This window comes from Pseudomonas sp. P4_C4, assembly GCF_056402055.1.
This window is the reverse complement of record NZ_JBFUID010000069.1, coordinates 20,180-28,643: the sequence shown is the minus strand read 5'-3', so window position 1 is coordinate 28,643 and position 8,464 is coordinate 20,180. Positions and strand designations below refer to the sequence as shown.

The window sequence follows — 8,464 nt, the reverse complement described above, 5'->3', positions numbered from 1 at the left end:
GCCAGTACATCGCCGTCCAACTGATCGTGATGGCAGCGGCCAATCCGGTTTCAGCCACAGGGAGGCGATTGGCAGAGTTAAGGGCAGGTGTTGGGGGAATGTTTCTGGATCACCGCCCAAGGCCTTCGAGGCCAAGGACGGTGAAAATTTCAAAAACCCGGTTTCCGGTGGACCGTAAGGCTGCTCCGCTTAAGTGAACAGCATTACGCCACTGAGCGGGCTTTTTGCTGCCTGCTACGCTTTTCGTCACACAAAGGAGGTGTCAGCAAGTTGAACAAGGTGCGCTCGCCATTGCCACTGCGCAAAACCGGTTATCCAGCGTGAATCGAATCATGGTCTGGAGGCTAAGCCAGTCCCGCGGAACTAGCTTGTGCGTTCCTGAGTTGAATACCTGACGCGACGCTCGCTCAACATCAACGTCGCTATGGCAACCAGCACAGGTACAAAGGCGAGCGCACAGATAACGGTCCAACCGTATCGATTCAATATACCTCCCGATGCAAACGAGCCGAGTACCATGGCGCCAAAGACAATGAAATCATTGAGCGCCTGGACACTGTTTCTTTCGCTTGTTTTATGGCACTGAAGGACGAGCGCAGAGGCGCCGACAAAACCGAAATTCCAGCCAATCCCTAGAAGCACCAAACATAAATAAAAGTGGTAGGACTGCACGCCGGCAAGCCCGACAGCAACAGACGCGCCGGTTAACATCAACCCCATCAACACAACGCGGTTTGCCCCAAAACGGTGGATCAGCTTTCCAGTGAAAAAACTGGGTGCGTACATTGCAATTACGTGCCACTGCAATGCCAGATTCGATGATTCCAGTGAAAGATCCTCATGCTTCATTGCCAGTGGGGCCGAAGTCATCAGGAAATTCATCAAGGTGTAAATAATGACACCACAGAGCATGGCGTTGATGAGTCGAGGCTGCCGAACAATCACCGCAAGCGGGCGACCTGGAGTACGAACAGCCGCCTCATGGCGTGGCAAATCGACACCTAGCAGCACCGCCGCCGAAACCACTGCCATTAATGCGGCTGCAACGTAAGTAGCGATAAACAGGTGTGACTCCCATAGGTCCATCGTATAGGTGACCGTCTGTGGACCTAGTACACCCGCCACCAGCCCGGCAGCCATGACGATTGAAAGCGCCCAGGGCTGCCTGTTTTCTGGAACGCATTCTGCGGCGGCGAAACGAAACGTCAGCACCACAGCGGCATAAGCGCCACCAAACAGCATCGCAGCACAGAAGATGAAAAAGGAGGACCAATAAATGCCAATCGCAGCCAGCACTCCCATCAGGATGCCGCACAACGCTCCCAGCATAAACACGGGACTGCGCCCATAGCGCTGCGCAATGGCACCGGCAGGTAGCGTGCAGCTCGCCATGCCCACGACAAAAATGGAGATAGGCAGCGTCGCCAATGCTTTATCCGGTGCAAGCATGTCTCCCACGATAGCGCCGGTTGCGTAGACGATGACTGAGTTACCACCCGCCAATGCCTGGGCGGTTGCCAGGCGAAAAATGTTGCTGTTTCCAGATGTGGCTGACACGACTTCTCTCCCTTGAATGAATCGTCCCTTAATGCAGCTGCAGCGTGCCGATTATCAATGAAAACTAATGGCCGCGCTGCTCCTTTCGATATCCAGGCGCCGGTACCGCGCAGGTCATCGACAAGGGCCTCCCGACAGCGGGTCTGCTAGCCCACGTCATGATGGCCAGGTTCGCCGACCATCTGCCGCCTCTTACACACCATCGTACTGATACACGGTCGCACTCCAGTACTGACTGCCGTTACGTTTTTGGCGAGCCCATCCGTCGGCCACCAGTTGATTGGCGATCATTCGATTCATAAAGCCGTGACCGAGCAGCAGAACCGGTCCATCGCTGGCAAGGGACTGCAATCGTTTGGCTGCCACACTGGCGCGCATCCTCGCAGTGCCGGCGGATTCGACGTTGCGTGAGTAACCGCACAGCCATAAGACTCGAAGGATAAATGCCCAGGTAAACGGCGATAACCGTGGCCGTTTCCAATGACCACAAGGTAGTTGTGCTTCGCAGAAAAGTGCGTCGACCAGTGCAGGCTTCAGGCCGAGCGCCTGGAGGGAGGTCAGCGCACGAGGCGCGCTGCTTGAAACAATCACCGTGGCGGTTGCGGCAAGTTGCATGCTGGCATGCGGGACCGGGTGGTGGGTAATTTCGGATCGATCGTATTGCTCGATCCAGTCTTTCATCTCGAGCGCTGAGATTTTGTCGGTTGCGGCCAGTTTTGGCTGGCCGTGACGCATCAGGATTATTTCCCTGTTCACAAATTTACGTCCTTGTTCTTCCATGTGGTAAATGACCAGGAAGTGCGGTTTCGGGAACTCCAGGTACGCCTCGCGTGCCAGCATCAAACCGCACAATGAGGCTCGAGACTATCGGCTTTGGGACTAGACGGAAATCCCGTCTGCGAAAGTCAGTTGTCGACCATGACGGATGAGCTTTTTTTCTTCGAGGCACGCGCACTGTGCTTTTCAAACCAGCCGTGATCGCGGTACCAAGCCACGGTATCAGTGATTGTCAGCTCTAGCGCCCGGAAACTCAGGCCAAGCTCTTGTTCACTCTTGCGGTGGTTGAAACAGGTGCGGTCCTTCTCTCGTACCAACAGGCGCAACGTGGCCATGCTCAGCAGAATGGGCTTGCCGGTAAGGCGCGCATAGATCTCCTGCACAGCCGCCAAGGTGTATAGAAAGGGCAGCGGTAGTTGTCGAACGGGTGTCTTGACGCCCGCGATACGTCCTAGAACAGGTACCAGCTGACGCATCGTCATATGCCGACCCGCCGCGAGATAGCGCTCACCTCGTCGGCCCTGTTTGGCGGCAGCAATCAGCGCCCCTGCCACATCTCGGGCATCGACAACGGAGAAGGTGCCAGGGATCAGCCCAGGCAACTTGCCGTTCACGACATCGTTGACCAATTGTCCCGAAGAGGTCGGGCCAATGTCGGCAGGACCCCACATCCAACCGGGCAGGACCATGCAGGCATGCATCTCGGGATGTGCCTCCAGGAACGACAAGACGACACGGTCGGCGAGGATCTTGCTGCGGTAGTAGTCATCCGCGTCGGCATCGGCCCGCAGACATGTCTCATCGATGGACGAGCCAGGTGCGCCGTCGAGCACGGCAATGGAAGACGTATGGATGAACCGTCGTATACCGGCGCGGTAGGCCTGGTTAAGCAGGCGCCGCGTACCAGACACGTTGATCTTTTCGAGTTCTTTCCAGTGGCTGCCACCCTTGTAGTTATCGCGAAAGAACGCCGCGGTGTGAAACACCGTATCGCAACCTTGCAGCGATGCTGCGAATGCGTCGACATCGGCCATGTCACCCACGACCAGCTCCACCCCCGGCAGATTGTTGAACTGCTGTTCACCTTTGGCTCTTGAGCGGACCAGGCCTTTGACCGTGTAGCCACGAGCGACCAATTCACGCACCAGGTTGTTGCCCAGCAAGCCGGTTGCTCCAGTAACGAATGCGCTGCGCATGGTTCAACCCTCACCCTGTTCGGCTGACGGCATCAACACCGCACTGTCGAAGAAGACCTCTTCACGGATGGCCAGCCCGTTTCTGAAGGTGAAGTGTGCGGCGTAGTGCACGGTAATATGGCGTCCATGGGGTGCAATCACCCGGCCTGGCAGCACCAAGGGTGCGGCGAAGGTGCCAGTCAGTTTGGCAGTTAGCGCCAGAAGATCGCCAGCGACCATGAATGGGGTGAAGGTCACTTGGGCATCAGGGAACGCTTCGAACAGCGCAGTCTCTCGTTTGCGCATGGCGTCGCGACCGGTTTGAATCCCCATACCATCGAGGTAGATGAAGTCTTCGCAAACCAACGCAAGCATCGCCTCCACATCACGGCGATTGAAGGCTCTTGAGGCGCGTTCCGCATAGTCGTTGGGGCCAGTAGTCATTACAGTCCATTCCATTCGTGTCGAGGGTCTGTAGATATACCTTTGAGGCCTCCCCCGAAAAACAGCGACTACTGCATAATGGATTTGCACATATGCAGACCAGGGAGGACAGGACGCATGGCGTTGCAAGCAAATTGGGACGATCTTCGTCTGCTGTTGGCAGTCTCGCGGCGTGGCAGCTTCCTTCAAGCTGGCCAGTTGCTGGGTATCGCGGCGTCTACCGTGTCCCGCCGCCTGACCCAACTTGAGGTCGCACTGGGCGAGCCACTCGTCGAGCGGGGCGTTGAAGGATGCTGGTTGACCTCGCGGGGCCAATCCCTCGTGGAAGTTGCCCTGGCGGCGGAAGCGGGCTTGAGGCGTCAAACCGCTGCTGGCATATCCGAGCTACACACAGAGCTATCTGGCAGTGTCCTGGTCAGTGCAGGAGAGGGGTTCTCGTCTTGTGTGCTGGAGGCCGCGGGTCGCTTCACTTCTCTGCACCCGCGTTGCTCGGTGGAGCTGATGGTCACAGCCGACTTTCACAAGATCGTCCGCGGCGTGGCAGACATTGCTGTACGTACGGCTCATCTGGGTGAGCCGTCGCTGATTTATCGACCAATAGGCCGGCTCGCCTACGGTGTCTTCGCTGATGCAGGTTATCTGAAGCGGTTTCCAGGGGTGACCCCGGCCACTGCGGTCAATGTTGCCTTGCTTCCCCCGCTGGACATGTTGCCGCAAATGCGTGCGGCAAAGGCCGGTGGTCTGGACCGCGCGCAGATCAGCGTGAATTCGTTCGCCGTGCAGCTCGAATCGGTGAGGCGAGGTATGGGGGTGGCCGTACTGCCCCGTATACTGGCGAAGGATCTGATCGGGTTGTTCCCGGATCTCCACCTTCCAGATATGGAGGTCTATCTGGTGACCCGGCCTCAGGCATTGAAGCAGGCCCACATCAAATGTTTTTTTGCCATCCTGGAGCAGGTGTTGCTCGAAGCCCTGTCCATGGAAAATGTCGAAGGTTACCTCTTGGGGGGCGACCCGCGAGTATCGGAGCAATAACGACCTCTACCGCGTACGGGTCACCGTGCAATAGACTGGGTTTTGCGATGAGCGTGGAGCGCTTGTCAAATACCCACTCAAAGGATGAGCACATGAGCCGTACCGGCCATATCTGCCTGATGGCGACCTATAACAAATGGATGAACGAAAAGATCCATGGAGCGGCCAGGTGCTTGTCCGATGATGAGCTCTCAGCTGATAGAAAAGCATTCTTCAGGTCGATTCTCGGGACGCTAAACCACGTGGCAGCCGGAGACACCGTGTGGCTAAAGCGATTCGCCAAACATCCAGCGAACCACTCGGCATTGGAGCCGGTGAGGCGACTTCCTGATCCGAAAAACCTTGACCAGGCGTTGTTCTCTACTATTCGAGAACTCTCAGTGTATCGAGAGAGGCTTGATCAGATAATCGTCGAATGGGCCAGCTCTATTACAGAGTCCGATCTGGACCACACCCTCCATTACGCCAGCTTGAAGGGTGTCGTGTCCGACAAGGACTTTTACGGTCTGGTGATGCATTTCTTCAACCATCAGACCCATCACCGTGGCCAGGTTACTACGCTGCTTTCACAGGCTGATGTCGACATAGGCGATACAGATTTAGTCGTCCTCATCCCATCCCGATCCGGCGTATGAAGAAAAGCGGGATACCGGTATTGAGAATTCACCGCCAAAAGGGGTAATTCGATTCGGATCGCACTGATTGCATCGCTGTCGCCCTGGCTTGATCCATGACGAACACCTCGCACCGCTGGTGGTGAACGTGCGGTGTCCCACCGCATCGTTGCCTACCTGATAGCTAATCCCGGGGGTAGGGTGACCTTGCGACACAAGCGTCTGGCAAAGCCATCTGGTCATCGCCCAGAAACCAAGGCACGGGATTGACTCCGGTGGCTGGGCCGATGATGGTGCAGTAAGTGGCCCTCATGCGACACTCCCCGCCCTACAAATCAGGGAGCGTGTTGACATGGTGCGTTTGCTTGCGGTTTCAGGGAGTCTTCGTGAGGCCTCCTCCAACTCAGTGCTGTTGCGTGCAGCTGAGGTTCTCTGTCCCAAAGGGCTGTCGATAGCGCATTATCACGAGGTTGGCCAGTTACCTCATTTCAACCCGGATTTCACGGAAAATCCTCCTGAATCCATCATGGGCTTACGCTTGAGTATCGCCCACGCGGACGGCGTTCTGATCTCTTGCCCTGAGTACGCTCGCGGAATTCCCGGCTCATTCAAGAATATGCTGGACTGGCTCGTTAGCTCTGAGGAGTTCCCAGGTAAACCCGTTGCTCTTTTCAACGCTTCACCTCGGGCTTCGCACGCGCAGGCGGCACTGCGGCTGGTTCTGGAAACAATGTCGGCTTGTATCGTGGAGCAAGCATCAATATCCGTAAATTTGCTTTCCACGCAATTGAGTGCAGAGACTATCGCAAATGATCCAACGATCCGCCCACTGATCGTTTCGGCACTTGAAGCATTCAAGCAGCAAATCGATGGAAAAAAAGCGGGCTGATACACGTACGGATCATGGCCATTGAGCCTTGCAGACTGGATCAAACTCATGATCGCCGCTGCCCGTTTTCCGCTGCGTAGAGATCCTGCAAAGAGCCAGTTCTTGCGTCCAGGAGCCCATGGTCGGATCTGATTCTCGGCCCAATTGTTGCCAATGGGAACGGCCCCGTCATCAAGGTGGCGCGATAGCGCTGCCCAGCGTTTCAGGCTGTAATCCAGTACTCTGCTGATAGCCGAAACCGTCATGCACCAGAACTTTCATACGAGTAGCGCGCCGGTTGGCGAACAGATAAGCACAGTGCGGCTTAGCCGCGCCGAATACCGCGATCACCCTGGCCAACGCAGTCTCGGTGCCTGCACGCATGTCCATCGGCTCGGTGGCGAGCCAGATGGAATCGATGCGGATCATCGCAGCAGATCTCGCAGAAAAGTCGCGCAGGCAGCAGCACTTTCGGTTGGCCAGTTCACTTTTGCGAAATTGCACTCCACTTGACCACCCGTTTGCATTCGACCTGACCAGTCATTTGCATTCGTTCTGACCACCAATTGCATCGGATTTGACCAGCTTGCTTTGTGGCCATGACCGGCAGAAATCGGCCAAAAGCAGGCGGTGGACGGAGCGATGGAAAAGAGTAGCTATGCTTGGTTTGCTGACGGAAATGATTGAGCCAAATGGGCTTCCGTTCTGTGAAGGCGTTATCACCTCACGTGAGGTGTCGAATATTCCTTGCGACTTTTGACCCAAGCCTTGCAGGAGTCCTTTCATTTCATGGCGAAGCTAATAGCCTTCACAGCGTTTCTACTGGTGGGGATTCCTCTCGAACAAGCCGCTGCCGGAAGTGCAGCGCTGAGAATATTCTGGTCAGAAACTATTCCTGGAGGGAGAGACACGCAAGACGCTCTCGCTATTCGAGGAATCTCGCTCGACGCCAGCGGTTCAATAGTGGCGTTAGGAAATAAAGGGGTATCGCAATCGATTCTCTTGCGGCCCAGCGAAGCAGGCCCTGGATCTATCATTGAGCTAGCAACTCAAGGGCAGGCCTTGCAAATTGTGCAGGGACCCGCTGAGACTCTTTGGCTTGCCGGTCTAACAAACAGGCGAATGTACGTCCCCGGCGGAACGATGGCAGATGCCTATCTCGGAAAGCTCGATCCACAGGGGCGAATCGTTGCGGAATACTCTTTTAGCTCGATCCGATTTCGCTTCATCAATAGCGTGACCTCGCTCGACTCAGGCGAATTGGTCGTCGCGGGTCGTGACGGTGCTGAAAATTGGCTGGCGGCCGTATCGACTCAGGGCAGGCTCTTGTGGCAACGAAGGTTAGGACTCGGAAAAGGGGTGGCTGTTTCAGCAGCAGGTGACCAAATCGTAGCGGCCACCATTGCAGGTAGGCGCGAGGACAACAACAAAAAATACTGGGACGATGTGAATGTCCTAAGTCTTGACCGCACGGGACACGTGATTGGCTGGCAAACTGTTAGAGCAAACATCAACAGCCATTCTGGAAGTGGTTCAGGAACGGTTGCGATGGTGAAGTCACGAACTGCGTTTTATGTACTATCGAGTTGGGACGATACTCAGAGCGCGAAGCCTCTGGAAATCATAAAGCTCTCCTTCGACGGTTCTATCTCCTGGCGCAAGGAGCTTTCGCAGTCAATATCGCAGGAGAGGAATAAAACCTGGAGATCCTGCGATCAAGGGCAGATGGCTCTTGAAAATGACGACCTCTTGGTCGTGTGTTCTATCGAAGCGCAGATTCTGGTTTTTCGGCTCGATGCAAAAAATGGTGATGTGACAGTTATGTCCGTACCATTGCCCGAATGCCATGAAGGCCGGCCGGCTGCGCTCTTCCTGACGCAAAGGAAGAATGGGGCGATCTGGATTTTTGGTTCAAGGCCGGACAGTAATGTAGGGAAAAGTTGCACGTGGCTTGGAGAGCTATCGCTTCCATGACGTTTATCTGCTTGGTTTTG

9 protein-coding genes and 2 pseudogenes are annotated in these 8,464 nt (G+C 55.7%); 5 read left to right on the top strand and 6 right to left on the bottom strand.

Going from position 1 to position 8,464, the window contains the following annotated elements; genetic code table 11:
• Positions 1 to 197: pseudogene (locus AC1DXW_RS26715) on the top strand (IS4 family transposase); the annotation flags it as partial.
• 166 nt (positions 198 to 363) lie between these two features.
• On the opposite strand, the gene AC1DXW_RS26710 reads toward AC1DXW_RS26715, so the two are convergent.
• The 4 genes from AC1DXW_RS26710 to AC1DXW_RS26695 all read right to left on the bottom strand — a co-directional run bounded on the left by AC1DXW_RS26710 (position 364) and on the right by AC1DXW_RS26695 (position 3,953).
• A complete protein-coding gene (locus AC1DXW_RS26710) occupies positions 364 to 1,557 on the bottom strand; it encodes an MFS transporter (RefSeq protein ID WP_477760674.1) in 1,194 nt (397 codons plus the stop codon).
• A 192-nt stretch (positions 1,558 to 1,749) separates the two neighbouring features.
• Positions 1,750 to 2,292, bottom strand: coding sequence for a histidine phosphatase family protein (locus AC1DXW_RS26705; protein WP_477760675.1), 543 nt, complete (start codon positions 2,290 to 2,292; stop codon positions 1,750 to 1,752).
• Positions 2,293 to 2,462: 170 nt separating this feature from the next.
• The gene (locus tag AC1DXW_RS26700) at positions 2,463 to 3,530 is read right to left on the bottom strand and encodes an SDR family oxidoreductase (protein WP_477755616.1); all 1,068 of its coding nucleotides are present in this window, start codon (positions 3,528 to 3,530) and stop codon (positions 2,463 to 2,465) included.
• A 3-nt stretch (positions 3,531 to 3,533) separates the two neighbouring features.
• Positions 3,534 to 3,953, bottom strand: a complete 420-nt coding sequence (locus AC1DXW_RS26695; protein WP_477755615.1) for an ester cyclase — start codon at positions 3,951 to 3,953, stop codon at positions 3,534 to 3,536.
• A 117-nt stretch (positions 3,954 to 4,070) separates the two neighbouring features.
• Here AC1DXW_RS26695 and AC1DXW_RS26690 point away from each other — a divergent pair, with 117 nt between their 5' ends.
• From AC1DXW_RS26690 to AC1DXW_RS26680, 3 genes are all read left to right on the top strand, one after another.
• Positions 4,071 to 4,988 carry a LysR family transcriptional regulator gene (locus AC1DXW_RS26690; RefSeq protein ID WP_477755614.1) on the top strand — a complete coding sequence of 306 codons (918 nt, stop codon included), beginning with the start codon at positions 4,071 to 4,073 and terminating at the stop codon, positions 4,986 to 4,988.
• A 92-nt stretch (positions 4,989 to 5,080) separates the two neighbouring features.
• The gene (locus tag AC1DXW_RS26685) at positions 5,081 to 5,623 is read left to right on the top strand and encodes a DinB family protein (protein WP_477755613.1); all 543 of its coding nucleotides are present in this window, start codon (positions 5,081 to 5,083) and stop codon (positions 5,621 to 5,623) included.
• Positions 5,624 to 5,954: 331 nt separating this feature from the next.
• Positions 5,955 to 6,491: an NADPH-dependent FMN reductase gene (locus AC1DXW_RS26680; protein WP_477760673.1), complete on the top strand. Its 537-nt coding sequence runs from the start codon at positions 5,955 to 5,957 to the stop codon at positions 6,489 to 6,491.
• Here the strand turns inward: AC1DXW_RS26680 and AC1DXW_RS26675 are convergent.
• Both AC1DXW_RS26675 and tnpB read right to left on the bottom strand, forming a co-directional pair.
• Positions 6,491 to 6,709, bottom strand: a pseudogene (locus AC1DXW_RS26675) (IS66 family transposase); the annotation flags it as partial. The gene AC1DXW_RS26680 and the pseudogene AC1DXW_RS26675 sit on opposite strands and share 1 nt — an antisense overlap.
• Complete coding sequence (gene tnpB, locus AC1DXW_RS26670; protein ID WP_477755617.1) at positions 6,663 to 6,854, bottom strand: IS66 family insertion sequence element accessory protein TnpB; 192 nt, start codon at positions 6,852 to 6,854, stop codon at positions 6,663 to 6,665. The pseudogene AC1DXW_RS26675 and the gene tnpB, both read right to left, overlap by 47 nt.
• Positions 6,855 to 7,259: 405 nt before the next feature.
• Between tnpB and AC1DXW_RS26665 the strand changes: the two genes are divergently transcribed.
• The gene (locus AC1DXW_RS26665) at positions 7,260 to 8,444 is read left to right on the top strand and encodes a hypothetical protein (RefSeq protein WP_477760672.1); all 1,185 of its coding nucleotides are present in this window, start codon (positions 7,260 to 7,262) and stop codon (positions 8,442 to 8,444) included.
• Positions 8,445 to 8,464 lie beyond the last annotated feature (20 nt).